Here is a 14,992-nt window from a genome sequence, read left to right as displayed (position 1 = left end):
CCGGGCAGCCTTCTCCGACGGAACGCAGAGGGAGGCGGCAGTCTGCGAAGCTGCTGGGCCCAGCGCTGATACGGCAGGATGGGGGCCATGTCCGTCTTCTCCGTCGACCTCGATCGTCTCCGCCGCCGCACCAGCATCAAGTGGAGCCGGTTCGAGCCGGACGTGCTGCCGATGTTCGTGGCGGAGATGGACGTCGACCCCGCCCCCGCCATCACCGAGCGCCTCCAAGGCCTGATCGCCGACGGCGACTTCGGCTACCCCGAGCAGCCCGTCTACCAGCATGCCTGGGCCGACTTCGCGGACTGGATGTGGGGCTGGGAGCTGGACCCCGAGGCGGATCTGCAACTGGCGGGCGACGTCATGTCCGGCATGCGCGAACTCGTCCTGGCGGTCACCGAGCCTGGCGATGCGGTGGTCATCAACCCCCCGATCTACCCGCCTTTCCGGGCGGTGTGCCGCGACACGGGGCGTCGACTGGTGGAGGTCCCCATGACGCCGGCCGGCAGGCTGGACCTCGACGCCCTCGCGGCGGCCTTCGAGGCCGGGGCCAAGGCCATGCTGCTGTGCTCGCCGCACAACCCGAACGGCACCGTCCACACCCGTGAGGAACTGACGGCGCTCGCCGCCCTGGCTGCGCAGCATAACGTCACCGTCATCTCCGACGAGATCCACGCACCTCTGGCAGGGGCGGCGCACATTCCCTTCACCACCCTCCCAGGGGCCGAGAGGTCCTTCGTCGTGACTTCCGCGTCCAAGTCCTGGAACCTCGCGGGACTGAAGGCCGCCCTCATCGTGGCCGGACCGCAGGCGCGCCCAGCCATGGCGGCGCTGCCGGGACACGTCGCCGAATCCGCCAGCCACGTGGCGATAGAGGCTCACAGCGCCGCGCTCACCGGTGCCCGTGACTGGTTGCGTAGCGCCACCGCGGAGATCGCCCTGAACAAGCTCCACCTGCGCTCCGAGCTGGAGCGGCTCCTGCCGCAGGTCAGCTACGAGCCGTCGGAGGGCACCTACCTTGCCTGGCTGGACTGCAGTGCCCTTGGCCTGGAGCATCCGGGACGGCACTTCCACGACGTCGGCCGGGTCAGGTTCAACTTCGGCACCGACTTCGACGCCGCCGCCAAGCAGTTCGTGCGGATGAACGTGGCCACCTCGCCCGCCCTGATCACCGAGGGCGTGCAGCGGATGGCGGCGAGCCTCTGAGAACCGTGGACACAGGGGCGGCAGGCCCGAATCTGGAGGATGCGCGCCCGATCTCGTAACCTTCTCGTCAGATACCCATGTTTAGGTAGGGCCGGGAGGACCGCATGACTGTGCCGATGGCTGCTTGGCGCGTGACCTACACGCCGGGCAATTGGCTGGTGCTCTCCGGCCCCACCATGCTGGTGGTGATGCTGCCCGCCCCGGCCCGGATGTCAGGGCTGGTGAACCGACTGTGGACCGACGTCGTGAGCGCCAGTTCCGTGAACGGCCTGCTCGAACTGCTCAACGCCTATGGCCTGGACAGCATGCCGGACTTCGCCGCCTTCTTCTGGGACGACGCGGGCCTGCACGGCCTCGCGCGGGGTGCCATCAAGGTGACCGACACCGACACCGGCGAACTCGCGGTGGACGGGGAACGGGCTGTCACCTGGCGGGAGGAGAACCTGGGCACCGCGCGCCGCCTGCGCATCGACATGGAGCCGGTGGACCAGGAGGCGGTGCTCCAACTGCCCCTGCTCGTGGGCGCCGTGTCCGCATCCGCCATCTACCTCACCACCCACGACGACGAGGTGGTCCGTTTCCCGAAGCGGGACGCTCCCGCGCCGGAGCAGACCGTGGCCGGCGCTCCTGAGGAGGACCAGGCTGCGGCTGTCCCTCCGGCGGCTCGCCGGTCCTCCGCCGAGGACGAGTCCCACCTGGATGCCCCGACGGATCCGGATGCGATCGGCACCGGAGAACTGGCCTTCACGCCGCACGAGGACACGCCCGCGTCCATGAGCTCCGCGTCCACGCCGCCGGCCTCCGCGCCCGGACCTCCCGTGCCCCCGGCGCCCGGCTCGGAGGCGCCCACCCAGGCGCTCCCGCCGGCACCGGCACCCTCCGCACCCACGGCGCCACCCCTGGGGCCGGTGGTCGTCCCCGGCGCGTTCACCCAGGCCGAGGAGCCCGAGGAGGAGGGGACCATCTTCTCGACCGGTCTGGCGGCGACGCACAAGCCCGCCGCGGATGCCGAAGTGCAGTCGGACCCGCAGGTGCTCGCGGTGCCGTGCGCGCGTGGGCACGCCAACGCGCCCGGCAGCAGGCACTGCCGGTTGTGCAACTCCCCAGTGGACTCCTCCAGTCCACGCCTCATCCGTCGACCCGCGCTGGCGGGCGTGCACAGCAACCAGGGCGAGTTCGCCGACATCTTGAACGGGGTCCTGATCGGCCGCTCCCCGGACCCCTCAAAGGCGCCTGCCGGGTCCCATCTGATGCGTGTGCCCAGCCCCAGCAGCGACATCTCGCGCAGCCACCTCCTGGTCACGCCCCGGGACTGGAGCATCATCGTCACGGACCTGAACTCCACCAACGGCACCACGGTGATGCCCGTCGGCGAGCAACCGTTCGTCCTGGCCAACGGGGACTCGGTGCAGGTCGAGCTCGGCACCGTGCTGGACCTGGGTGACGGCGTCTCCCTCCGGATCGAACCACCGAGGGGCTGATCGCCACCCATGGCAGCTGAACGCGCGGTACCCCAGAAGCAGCTCTCACGCGGTGCCCGGCTCGTCGGGCGCTTCGTGCGACGTTCCTGGCAGGCCCTCGTCGTGGGCGTGCTCGCCATCGCGCTCGGCGTGCTCGCCTTCCTCAGCCCCGGCCTGGTGCAGGCCGACGTGCACCTGGATGAGGGAACCGTCCACGCCGCGAAGCGTGACAGCGGCCTGATCGGCATCGTCAACGCGCAGATCGACGAACTCGCGGCGGCCACCGCCGTCGGTGACTCGGAGTTCACGATCCTCCAGGAGGAGGACCTCGTGCTGGTGCACGGGCTCAAGTCCTCCACGCTCGTGCGCTACAACCCAGCTCGAAACCGGATGGAATCGCCCGTCCAGCTGCCCAGCGACGCCACGGTCCAGCTCGCCGGAGGCACGCTCCTGGTGGTCAACCCAGACAACGGGCGGGTCTGGTTCGGGGATCCGGAGACCGTCCTCGGCTACGACTTCCAGAAGGAGAAGGCCAAGCTGGAGGTCGGCGAGTTCGGTACCGCCACGGTGACCGCCTCCGGGGAAGTCATCGGCCTCAACGTGACCGAGTCGGTCCTCGTCCGTGCGGGTGCCGATGACACCGTCACGAGGACCGCGCTGCCCTTCACCCCCGCCGACGACGCCGCCACCGTTGCGCTGAGCGCGGTCGGGGATCTCGCCGTCGTCCTGGACAGGCAGTCGGGCCGCATCTGGATGGAGGGCACCGACGACGTCTTCGAGGTGTCCGGTGCCTCCTCGGCGCGTCTGGTGCCCGCCGCCCCGGACGCCCTCGGTGGCCGGGACGGGGCCGATGCCATCTACGCCACCCAGGCCGGGCTCATCGCGCTGACTCCCGACGGCCCCCGATCGCTGTCCGGGAACCTCAATGCCACCCCCATCGAGCCGGTGCAGGTGGGCGGGTGCATCTACGGGGCGTTCGGTGACCAGTTCGTGAAGCTATGCCGGGATTCCGAGCCCGAGGTGCGGGAGATCCCGGGAATCGGTTCGGATCCGTTGCTCTCCTTCCAGGTCAACCGGGGCACGGTGGCCCTCAACGACGCCTCCGACGGCACCATCTGGATGGTCGACAAGGACATGCTCCGGATCACCGACTGGGAGCGCGTCGTGCCGCCGCAGGACGATCGGGACGACGACGTCGAGGAGACGGAGACGGTCATTCCCCCGGACCGCACCAAGGCCAACGAGGACCCGGTGGCCGCAGACGACACGCTCGCTGCCCGTGCCGGGCGCTCGACCGTGCTGAACGTGCTCGACAACGACACCGATCCCGACGGGGACGTGCTCACCATCACCGCTCCGCCCGATCTCACGGGAGCGTCGTTGCAGACCGTGCGCGGCGGCTCCGGGCTGCAGGTGACGGTCGAGGCCGAGACGACGGGGACGCTCACCTTCAGCTACACCGTCGACGACGGGCGCGGCGGCAAGGACACGGCCAACGTGACGGTCCGGGTGCTGCCGGCCGACCCGCACCTCGAGAACAACGCCCCCTACAAGCATGAGCGTGCGCAACCGGTCACCATCCAGCTGGGCCAGACCGTGAGCAAGCGCGTGCTGCTGGACTGGCGGGACCCGGAGGGCGACAGCCTGATCCTGGTCGACGCCTGGCTCCCACCCGACGCGGAGGACGAGGTCAGTTTCACCCCCGACGGGCAGGTCACCTTCCTCGACATCGGCAAGACCACGGGCACGAAGACCGTGTTCGTGCGGGTCTCCGACGGGTACTCCGAGACCGATGGCGAACTCGTGGTAATCGTCACCGACGACACCGTCGCTCCCATCGCCTACGGCGACTACGAGACCGTGACCGTCGGCAAGACCGTCACCATCAATCCGTTGGCCAACGACATCGGCGCCAACCTGGCCCTCACCGAGATCGACGCGGGGGACTGCGGTTGCGTGACGACGCCCAACTACCGGGAGGGCTGGTTCACGTTCACCGCGGATGCCCCGGGCTCCTACTACGTCACCTACAAGGTCTCCAACGGTCCCATCGCGCTGGGCCTGGTGCGCATCGACGTGCGCGCCGAGACCACGGACCACGCGCCCGTCGCGGCGCTCGACGTCGCCCTGCTCCCGCCGGGCGGCACCGTCATGATCGACCCGGTGCTCAACGACACCGACGACGACGGCGACGTGCTGGTGGTGCAGTCGGTCAGCCAGCATCCCGGTCTGCAGGTGGTCCTGGAGCGCCGCCATCTCGTCACCATCACCGCGCACCACACACCAGAGGAACCGGTCACGCTCAGCTACCGCCTCAGCGACGGCAAGCACTCGGTGCTGGGCACCATCGTCGTCATCCCCACACCCACCACGGGCAGTGTCCAGCCCCTTGCGGAGCGCGACGAGATCAGGGTGCGTGCCGGCAGCACGCAGGCCGTCAACGTGCTGGCCAACGACACCTCGCCCATCGGGTTGGACCTGACGCTGGACAAGCTGGTCGAGAATCCGCTGGATGACCGCGCCTGGATCGACGGCCAGTTCATCAACGTCTCCATCCCTCCGGGAACCCAGGCGTCCAACGCCAACCTGACCTACCAGATCAGGGACGCCGACGGCGCCATCGCCTCCACCCAGCTGCGCATCACCGTGGTGAGCGAGGACGCGCAGAACGAGCCGCCAGCACCCCGCCAAGTGGTGGAGCGGGTGCTGGCGGGCACGACGTCGCGGCTCGCGGTCCCGCTGGAGGGCATCGACCCCAACGGTGACGCCGTTCGCCTGATCGGCCTGGGTTCGGGCCCACAGCTGGGCCGAGTCCTGGCCACCGGTGACGGCTGGATCAGCTACGAGGCCTTCCCCTCCTCCCAGGGGACCGACGTGTTCAGTTACCAGGTCATCGACTCCTACGGTGCGATCGGCATCGGAGAGATCCGGGTGGGAGTCGCGCCGCCGGGGCCGGACAACAGTTCGCCCACCGGGGTCCCCGACGAGATCCGTACCCGCCCAGGGCGTCATGTCCAGATCCCGGCCCTGCGCAACGACCTGGACATCGACGGCGACGGCATCGCCTACGTCGCCTCCGATCCCGTCGAGTTCGAGGGCATCGAGGACGTGGAGGTGGTGGACAACCGTCAGGTCTCCTTCGTCGCCCCCGAGGAGCCGGGAACCTACGTCGGCAACTACTACATCGAGGACTCCCGCGGTGCGGGCGGCTCGGGGGACCTGACCGTCGTCGTGGATCCCGAGGCTCCGCTGTTGCCGCCGGAGACCCGCGACGACCTGGTGTCCGTCGCGGCCGTCATCGGCAAGGACTGGGTGGAGGTCGATGTCCTGGCAAACGACTTCGATCCCGACGGCGTCCGCGAAGACCTCACCATCACGGTTCCCGCCGACAACGGGGTGCCCGAGGAGGAGTCGGCCCGCGCCACCGAGGACGGCTCGAAGGTGACGGCGCCGGTCACCGACCGGATGCAGCAACTCCGCTACGTCGTCACCGACGCCGACGGTGGCAGCGACATCGGCCTGATCCTCCTGCCCGGACGCAACGACTCGGTGCCGGTCCTCAAGGACCCCGCGCTCGTGCTGGAGGCCGTCGCCGGACAGCCCCTGGGAATCGAACTGAACAGTTTCGTCGCCGGCACGGCCGGCCGGACGGTGCGCCTGACAGGCGTGGACACCGTGTCCGCGACGCACGGCAGGGCGTTGCCCGGAGCCCAGCGCATCGAGTACACGCCCGACGTCGAGTACGAGGGGCCGGCCTCCGTGGTCTTCGAGGTCGGCGACGTGGTCAGCGAGGGGGACAAGACCGCCAAGCGGGCCTACATCTCAATCCCCGTCAAGGTGCTGCCCGCTCCGAACCGCCCTGACGGTGGCTCCGAGGAGGAGATCGAGGTGGCCAAGTCCTCCCCCGAGCTCATCGGCAGCCAGCCCCACCTGCTCGTCGGCCCTGGCGAGGGGGACGCGCGCCTGGACCTCATGCCGCTGTTCCGGGACCCCGACGGGGACAGTTTCTACTTCGACAACTTCGCGCATTCCGACGGCGACCAGCGCATCACCTGGACAGTCTCCGGTGACGGCAGCAAGCTGTACGCGAGCGCTCCCGTCGACACCCCGCCGGGCACCGTCCGGACCCTGCGCGCCGAAGCCATCGATGCCAACAGCGCACGGACCCCCTTCACCATCCAGCTCGAGGTGACCTCCTCCACCCGGCCGCTGGCCACCGCGGTCACCGACGTCGTGGACGAGGCCATCGCGGGCCAGCAGTTGTCGGTGCCGGCCCTGCTCAACGACAAGTCCAACCTCCTCCAGGACCAGTCGCTGACCCTCGTGGCGGGCAGCGCCAAGGTCATCAACGGCTCCGGCACCGCCAGCACCGACGGCGACTCCGTCACGATCACGCCATCGGAAGGTTTCGTCGGCACCCTCACCGCCTCGTACACGATCGAGGACGCGACCAAGGACCCTGACCGCCGGGTGGACGGCACCATCCGGGTCACGGTCAAGGACCGGCCCAGCAGGCCCGGCGCCCCGCGCGACGGCGTGGTCGGCAACGGCACGGTGACTTTCACCTACACCCCGGGCTCCGCCAACGGATTCGAGATCCTCTCCCGGACAGCGGTCGCCATCAATGCCGCCGGGGCGCAAGTTGCCTCCACGCAGTGCCCGAGCACCACCTGCACGATGCGAGGCCTGCCCAACGGGCAGCCCTACCAGTTCGAAGTGGTGGAGACCAACCAAGCCGGCGCTTCCGACCCGTCGCCCCGATCGGCCGCCTACACCCCCGACGTCAAGCCCCTGGCGCCGGCCGCGCCCACCGTCGACTTCGGGGACTCACAGCTCAGCGTCGCCTGGGCCCCGCCGAGCTGGGAGGACCCCTCCAACCCGGGCAGTCCCGTGGACCGCTATCTCCTGGCCCTGCTCGACGAAGCCGGCAACCAGGTGGAGGTGCGCCAGTTGCCGCCGTCGCCCACGAGCTACACCTGGACCGGCCTCACCAACGGCACCCGCTACCGCTTCAAGCTGCTGGCCGGGAACAAGGCAGGGGAGTCGCCCTACTCGGACCTCTCGGCGGTCAACTGGCCGGCGGCGCCGCCCAATCCGCCGGCCGCCATCACCGCCACCGCCACCGAGAACCCGCTCGGCGGCGCCTTCGACGTCTCCTGGCCCGCCTCGGGCATCCCGGCGAATGGTGACCCGATCAGGCATTTCGTGGTCACCCCGATCAGCCAGTCCGGTGTCCGTGCAGAACTGGCGCGCACCGTCCCGGTCTCGGGAGCGGCCACCCAGTCGGTCCTGATCGAGGGTCTCGGCCAGGTGCCCTACAGGTTCCAGGTCGTCGCCGTGAACAAGGCCGGCGCGGGGTCGGCGGCGGCAACTCCGCAGTGGCAGACCGCCTTCGAACTGCCCAAGGTGACCAGCTTCCGCGCCACGGCCGGCGACGGCAGCATCCAGCTGGCGGTGGCCACCAACTTCGACGGCCGAACCGAGGCGAGCCCGCGGCTGGAGTACCGGCTCAACGGCGGCAGCTGGACCGGCGTGCCACGGGGTGGCCTCGTGGCCGGACTGGTGAACGGGAGGTCCTATGACGTGGAGGTCCGGGTCGTGATCACGGGGGACAGGGCCTCGGCGCCCGCGGCCGTGAACGACCTGATGCCCCGCGCCGCCGCGCCGCCGCTACCGGGCTACGTCGACGGTTCGGCCCGGTTCCTCGGCTGGGAACAAGGCGTCTACGTCTCCATGGGCAGCGTGGACGGTTGGGAGGAAGCCCAAGGCTGGGATCCCGCGCAGTACAAGTACGCGTGCGACGTCCAGGGGTTCGGCAGCGGCTGCTCCCCGAGCGGCTGGACCGGATCGCATGACTTCGTCGTGGACACCGACGCGCTGGACAGCGCTTCGAACACCGTCTCGCTGGCAGCCCGGTGGGGGACGGGCGACTACGTCGCGTCGGAGACCATCACGCTTGCGGATCCGTTCATGGCCAGTTGGGACGCGTCTTCCCGGACACTGACGCTCAACCTGGAATACGTCCGGGGACCCCTCAGCTGCACCGCCACCTTCAACGAGGGCGTGACCGACACCTGGACCACCCCGTCGTTCACCAAGCAGTACCCGGAGTTGGTGGAGGGCGGGTTGGACTACACCACGAACAGCGTTGACATCCGGTGCTCCAACAGCAACTTCAGCGGCGGCGCCGACATCATCACCGTTCGCAACAAGATCCTCTGAGAAAGCAGACAAATCGTGAACCCAGAACAAGCCCGTTGGTTCGGTGAGACCTTCTCCACCCTCGTCGGCAACGTCGAACGCGTCATCCTCGGCAAGACGGAGGCCGTGCGCCTGGCCATCACCTGCATGCTCGCCGAGGGCCATCTGCTGCTCGAGGACTACCCCGGGACCGGCAAGACCACGCTTGCCCGCGCGATCGCGCAGACGGTCCAGGGCACCAACAGCCGGATCCAGTTCACCCCCGACCTGCTGCCCTCCGACGTCACCGGGGTGACCATCTACGACCAGAAGAACGGGGAGTTCGAGTTCCACCAGGGTCCGATCTTCGCCTCGATCGTCCTGGCCGACGAGATCAACCGCGCCTCGCCCAAGACGCAGTCCGCCCTCCTGGAGGTGATGGAGGAGAACCGGGTCACGGTCGACGGGATCTCCTACAACGTCGGGCAGCCCTTTATGGTGATCGCGACGCAGAACCCGATCGAGCAGGCCGGGACCTACCGGCTCCCGGAGGCACAGCTGGACCGGTTCCTGATGAAGACCACCCTCGGCTACCCGGACCACGACGCCACGCTGCGGATCCTCGCCACCGGCGGCTCCCGGCCGCGCTCAACCGCACTCCCGGCAATCATCCCCACGTCCCAGGTGGCGGAGATGAGCCAGCTGGCGGCGTCGGTGCACATCGAGTCGTCGGTGTTCGACTACATCGCACGCCTCACCGAGGCCACCCGGCATGCTGCCGACGTGCGGCTCGGCGTTTCCATCCGTGGCGCGCTGGCGCTGGTGCGCACCACCCGGGTCTGGGCGGCGTCGCAGGGCAGGCACTTCGTCGTTCCCGACGACGTGAAGATGCTTGCCATCCCGTGCCTGGCGCACCGCCTCATCCTTGATCCGGAGGCCGAGTTCAACGGGGTGCAGGCCATCGACGTCATGGCCGACGTCATCGGCTCCGTGCCGCCGCCGACGGAGCGCAAGACCGCCTGATGACCACCCCTGCCCTGGCCACCGAGCGGTGGGAGGCGCCCGAAGCCGTCGAACCACCCTCGTTCGACCGCGTTCGGGATGCCTACCGTGCGCTCAACCGCGTCACCGGCATGCGCACCGCCGGCTGGATCGGGCTGTTCGGAGGCATCGTCGCGGTCGTTGCGGGGCTGCTGCTCGGGTGGACCGAGCTGAAGGTCGCCGGGGCGCTGGCCGTCATCGTCGTGGGCCTTAGCCTGTTGTTCACCATCGGCACCCCGGACTTCGCAGTGCGGCTCCACCTGGACGAGCACTCGGTGGTGGTGGGGACTCCCGCCGGCGGGCTGCTCCACGTCGTCAACCGGGCCTCCAGACGCCACCTCGGGTCCCGGCTGGACCTGCCGGTCGGGGACGCCGTCGCCAGCTTCAGCGTGCCGGGCCTGCGCCCCCATGAGGACCTGAGCGAGCCGTTCCACATCCCCACCGACCGGCGTGGCGTCGTGCACATCGGGCCGGCGCAGTCGGTGCAGGGGGACCCGTTCGCCCTCACCGGCCGCGAGACGCTGTGGACCGGGTCCATGGAGTTGTACGTCCACCCCCGCACCGTGCCGCTGCCGGGCCGCCAGACGGGGTTCATCCACGACCTCGAGGGCCACGCCTCCGCCCACATCTCGGCGGCCGACATGAACTTCCATGCCCTGCGCCCCTACGCCCCCGGGGACGACCGGCGCCATGTCCACTGGCGTTCCACCGCCCGCGCCGGGGAACTGATGGTGCGCCAGTTCGAGGAGTCGCGCATGTCGCGGGTCGTCGTCGCGCTGGACACTGGCCGCTCGTCCTGGCTGGACGAGGAGGAGTTCGAGCTCGGCGTGTCGTGTGCCGGTTCCGTGGCGGTGGCGACGCTGCTCGGTGAGAGCCCGCTCGCGCTGCTCACCTCGAGTGAGACGCTCGTGGCCCTCAGCCCCACCCGCTCGCTCGACGAACTGTGCACCGTGGAACTCGGTGCCCGCGGCGGGATCGCGGACCTGGTGCACACCACCCGACGACGTGAGCCAGCGGCCTCGATCGCGATGGTGGTTACCGGATCCACGGCCAGCATGACCGGCCTGCGCCGAGCTTGCGCACTGTTCGACGTCGACACCAGGGTCTTGGGGATCCGGGTGGAGACCGGCGCGGACCTGCGGGTCCGCACGGCCGGGAACGTGACGGTCCTGCAGGTGGGCAGCCTTGAGGAACTCCCGCGCGCGATGCGGAGGGCCATGGAATGACCACCGTGACCGCCACCAGGGCGCGCCGATCCGCCGTGGCGCCGGCGCGCAGCCCCTGGGAGTCGCTCGGCTCCCGGGGACGCACCACCTGGGTGCTGTGGGACGCCGCCGCGCTACTGGTCCTGCTGGGGCTGACGGCCGCCACGCTGTGGCCCGCCTACCAGACGCCCTGGCTCGGGGTCACCGTCGCCGGCTTCGGTCTGCTCGGCATCGGGATCGCCGCGCTCGCCGCCTGGCGCGCATGGGGCGTCGGAGCGACGGCGCTGGCCTGCGTCGTCGCGTGGTTCGGTCTGGGAACCCTCCTGGTGATGCCCTCGGCGGGCGTCGCCATGGTGGTGCCAACCGGGCGTTCCCTCTTCGGGCTTCTGGTCGGACCGGTCACTGCGTGGCGCGACATGCTCACGCTGCAACCACCCATCGGCGAGACCGCGAACCTGCTGTCGGTGCCGGGACTCATCGCGCTGGTGGCGGGCGTCGTCGGCATGAGCGTCTCCCTGCGGACGCAACGGCCTGCCCTGGCCTGGTTGCCGGCAACCGTTGGGTACCTGGTGGCCGCGACGCTCGGCACGAGCACGGCCTACCGGCCCGTGGTCATCGGCGCGTCCTTCTTCGTCGTCGTCCTGTTGTGGACGAGCTACCGACGGGCCCACCTGCGCGAGTCCCTGACGGGCCGGTCGCAGCGCCTGCGCCCGGTGCGCGCCCTGCTCGCCGTCGCCACCGTCATCGTGGCCGGGCTGCTGACGTGGGCGGCGCTTCCCGTCCTCCAGCCGGACGCCGCCCGCACCACCGTCCGGCAGGCCGTCCAGCCGCCGATCGACCTGGAGCAGTTCGCCTCCCCGCTGCAGGCGTTCCGCGGCAACATCACCAAGTTCGAGGAGGCGACACTGTTCGAGACCTCCGGGCTGATGGAGGGCGACATCCTCCGCGTCGCGACGGTGGACGCCTACGACGGCATGAGTTTCCGGGTGGCCACCACCTCCGACGAGGCCCTCGACCAGACCACGTTCACGAGGGTGGGGCAATGGATCGCCGACGACACGCCCGGCACGCCCGGCTCGGCCACCGTCGCGGTGCGGGCCTGGGACGGGGTCTGGGTTCCAAACATCGGCAGGACCACCCGGATCAGTTTCGGTGGGCCGAGGGCTGTGGCCCTGGCCGAGAACTTCTACTACCAGCGCAGCACGGGAACCGGCGTCGACGCGGTGGGCGTCGGCGACGGGGACACGTGGTCGTTGTCATTCGTTCGGCCGGATCGTCCTTCGGAGGACGAGTTGGCGGGTGCCCGCTCGGGAAGGGTCCGGCAACCGGAGGTCGACGGCGTCCCCGACGAGCTGCGCAACCTGGCCCATGAATGGGCCGACAGCTACGGCACGGCCGGTGCCCAGGCGCTCGCACTGGAGGCGCAGCTGCGCTCCGGCTACTTCAGCCACGGCCAGCCCGACGAGGTGCTGTCGCTCTCGGGCCACTCCGCGTCCCGCCTGCTGACCCTGGTCGCCACCCCGGAGAGGATGGTGGGTGACGGCGAGCAGTACGCGACCGCGATGGCCCTCATGGCGCGCGAACTCGGGATCCCTTCGCGAGTCATCTACGGCTACCGCTCCGGAGGGTCCAGCATCATCTCCGGCGAGGACGTGGGGGCGTGGACCGAACTGCACTTCGAGGAGCTCGGTTGGGTCGTCTTCGATCCGACGCCGCCCCGGGACCGGGTGCTCGAGAACGAGGACGCCCCGCAGCCCCCGAAGCCGAAGCCCCACATCGAGAACCCGCCGCCGCCACCGCAGAAGCCCGAACCTCCGCTACCGGACGAGGAGCTCCCGGTGGACCCGGGGGAGCCGCCGGTCCGGCAGGACGAGATCGACTGGGCTCAGATCGGTGCCTGGATGGCCCTGACCGGGATCCCGCTGGTCACCGTCGTGATCCCGGTGTCGTTGATCCTGGGTTTCAAGCTGCGTCGTCGCTCCAGGCGCAGGAACGCGCCGGAGATGGCCAACCGGGTGGCCGGTGCCTGGTCCGAACTGGTGGACCGTGCCCGGGACCTCGGCCGCTCGCCGTCGCCGTCGGCCACCCGCTCCGAGCAGGCGCAGCAACTCCTCGACGACTTCCCCAAGGTCGCGGACAAGACCGACCCGATCCGGGTGTCCACCGAGGCGGACTGGCTGGTGTTCGCTCCCGGGGAGCCGAGCGAACGAACCGTCCGTGAGTTCTGGGATTCGACGAAGCAGGTGGACCGCGGAATGCGCCGCTCCGTCAGCTGGCCCCGATGGTTGGCTTCCAGGCTGTCCACCAAGTCCTTCCGCAGGGTCAGGTAGTCGCGTGCGGGATGCTGTCGAAGCTCGGGTGCCGCTAGTCTGGCGAGGGAGACGCCCGTCAAGGAAGGGGAAGGTGTGAGTCGGTTCATCCCGCGCGGAGTCGCGGTGGCCGGGATCGGCAAGCGGTTCCTCGCTGCCGTCATCGACGCCCTGCCGATCGCCCTCGTCGGCGGTGTGCTGGCGTTGGTGCTGCAGGTCCTTGACTCACCCACCGTGGTTCTCGTCGCCGGGATCGCGGCGGCAGTCCTGTGCGGCGGTTACGGGCTGGTCCAGTGGTGGGCCTACGGCTCCCGTGGCGCCGGCCTGGGTGCCAGGGCGATGGGACTGCGGCTCGTGGGCATCGGTGACGGCCGTCCGATCGGGTGGTGGCGCTTCTTCCTGCGGCAATTGATCTTCGGCGCACTGATGGCAACCGTGGTCGGCGGCATCGCCCTGCTGGTCTTCCTGGTCATCCATGAGCGCCGCCAGGGCTGGCACGACATGGCGGTTCGGGCCGTGCTCGTCGAGCCCAGACCAGACGCCTCAGCCAGCGAGCGAAGCACGCAGGCGCGGCGCGGGAACTCCGGCAGGACCGTCGGCCTCCCGCCGCACCTCTCCAGCGCGTTCGCGCCCGGCGGCTCGGGTCCCCAGGAGTCGCGGGAGTCCTGGGGCAGCTACGCTCCCAAGGACGAGTCCCCGGCGCCCCCTCCCTGGATGCCCCACCTGGAGACCGAACCCATCATCGCCACCCGCCCGTCCTCGGGTGACCGGCAGGCGGGACCCAACGGAGCACTGCCCTCGCAGCGGCCGCCGGTGGCGGCTGGTGGTCAGGGTGGCCAGCCGGCGCAGCAGCCCTGGGGCAAACCCTCCCGGGCTGCCGGGCAGATTGGGGACCCCCTGGTCCAGCCCACCGCACCATTCGTGCCCGCCCCGGCTCAGCAGCAGCACTCAGCACCCGCCCAGCAGCCGCCCGTCCCACCCCACCAGGCGACGCCGCCGGTCCGGGTGAACCAGGGCTGGATTCCGTTGCCGACGCCGTCGTCGGTCATCGAGCCGCCCGGACAGGGTGGGGCTCCGGAGACGCCGCGCGTGCGGCAGCGTGACTTCGGCGCCGTCGAGGAGGACGACGACGGCACGAGGATCGCCAAGCCACTCGGCAACGACGGCGCCCGCCCCGGCGACGAGGGGTGGTACATCCGGCTCGACGACGGCCGCGAGGTCGAACTGAACGTGACCGTGCTGCTGGGGCGCAATCCGCAGAAGACCCAGGGGGACCCGGACGTCCACCTGGTGCCCTCGGGTGGTGACGGCCGGATGATCTCGCGCACCCACGTGCTGATCGCCACGGACCCGCGCGGCGTCTACGTCGTGGACCGCGGCTCCACCAACGGCACCGCACTGGTGACGCAGGGCGGCGAGCTGGAGCCGTGCCCCGTCGGCACCCAAGTCCGGGTCAAGGAGGGTCAGCAGGTGTCCTACGGCAACCGCTGGTTCACCGTGCTGCGCAGGCCACAGCGGGCCTGAGCCCGAATCCCGACCGTCCCGGCCGCTTGGGTGTGGCCGAAACGACGGTCATTCGTCCTTTGCGCCACAC

The 14,992-nt window shown here is 70.1% G+C and carries 7 protein-coding genes; all 7 read left to right on the top strand.

Annotated elements, in window-relative coordinates:
* The first annotated feature begins 87 nt into the window (after positions 1-87).
* The 7 genes from LKO27_RS13865 (at position 88) to LKO27_RS13835 (ending at position 14,922) form a co-directional block, all read left to right on the top strand.
* Positions 88-1,203 (top strand): MalY/PatB family protein, encoded by a 1,116-nt coding sequence (locus LKO27_RS13865; RefSeq protein WP_227738109.1) that lies wholly within the window; start codon positions 88-90, stop codon positions 1,201-1,203.
* Between the two features lie 104 nt (positions 1,204-1,307).
* Positions 1,308-2,684, top strand: coding sequence for an FHA domain-containing protein (locus LKO27_RS13860; RefSeq protein WP_227738108.1), 1,377 nt, complete (start codon positions 1,308-1,310; stop codon positions 2,682-2,684).
* Between the two features lie 9 nt (positions 2,685-2,693).
* Entirely contained in the window at positions 2,694-8,885 is a 6,192-nt protein-coding gene (locus LKO27_RS13855; protein WP_227738107.1) for an Ig-like domain-containing protein, read from the top strand.
* A gap of 15 nt (positions 8,886-8,900) precedes the next feature.
* Positions 8,901-9,866: a MoxR family ATPase gene (locus LKO27_RS15665; protein WP_227738106.1), complete on the top strand. Its 966-nt coding sequence runs from the start codon at positions 8,901-8,903 to the stop codon at positions 9,864-9,866.
* A complete protein-coding gene (locus tag LKO27_RS13845) occupies positions 9,866-11,110 on the top strand; it encodes a DUF58 domain-containing protein (RefSeq protein ID WP_227738105.1) in 1,245 nt (414 codons plus the stop codon). The genes LKO27_RS15665 and LKO27_RS13845 overlap by 1 nt, the downstream gene beginning before the upstream one ends.
* Entirely contained in the window at positions 11,107-13,419 is a 2,313-nt protein-coding gene (locus LKO27_RS13840) for a transglutaminase domain-containing protein (protein ID WP_227738104.1), read from the top strand. Before LKO27_RS13845 ends, LKO27_RS13840 begins: the two co-directional genes overlap by 4 nt.
* 75 nt (positions 13,420-13,494) lie before the next feature.
* On the top strand, positions 13,495-14,922 hold the full coding sequence (locus tag LKO27_RS13835; RefSeq protein WP_227738103.1) for an RDD family protein: 1,428 nt from the start codon (positions 13,495-13,497) through the stop codon (positions 14,920-14,922).
* Positions 14,923-14,992: the final 70 nt, after the last annotated feature.

The sequence above is a fragment of the Tessaracoccus sp. OS52 genome, assembly GCF_020687685.1.
Lineage (GTDB): Bacteria > Actinomycetota > Actinomycetes > Propionibacteriales > Propionibacteriaceae > Arachnia.
The sequence above is the reverse complement of the archived record's forward strand: the minus strand, read 5'-3'. Positions and strand labels throughout refer to the sequence as shown.

Excerpts from the sequence above, each read along its gene's own strand:
- LKO27_RS13840 (WP_227738104.1), top strand. The coding sequence starts at position 11,107 with ATGACCACCGTGACCGCCACCAGGGCGCGCCGATCCGCCGTGGCGCCG.
- LKO27_RS13855 (WP_227738107.1), top strand. The coding sequence starts at position 2,694 with ATGGCAGCTGAACGCGCGGTACCCCAGAAGCAGCTCTCACGCGGTGCC.
- LKO27_RS13860 (WP_227738108.1), top strand. The coding sequence starts at position 1,308 with ATGACTGTGCCGATGGCTGCTTGGCGCGTGACCTACACGCCGGGCAAT.
- LKO27_RS13845 (WP_227738105.1), top strand. The coding sequence starts at position 9,866 with ATGACCACCCCTGCCCTGGCCACCGAGCGGTGGGAGGCGCCCGAAGCC.
- LKO27_RS13865 (WP_227738109.1), top strand. The coding sequence starts at position 88 with ATGTCCGTCTTCTCCGTCGACCTCGATCGTCTCCGCCGCCGCACCAGC.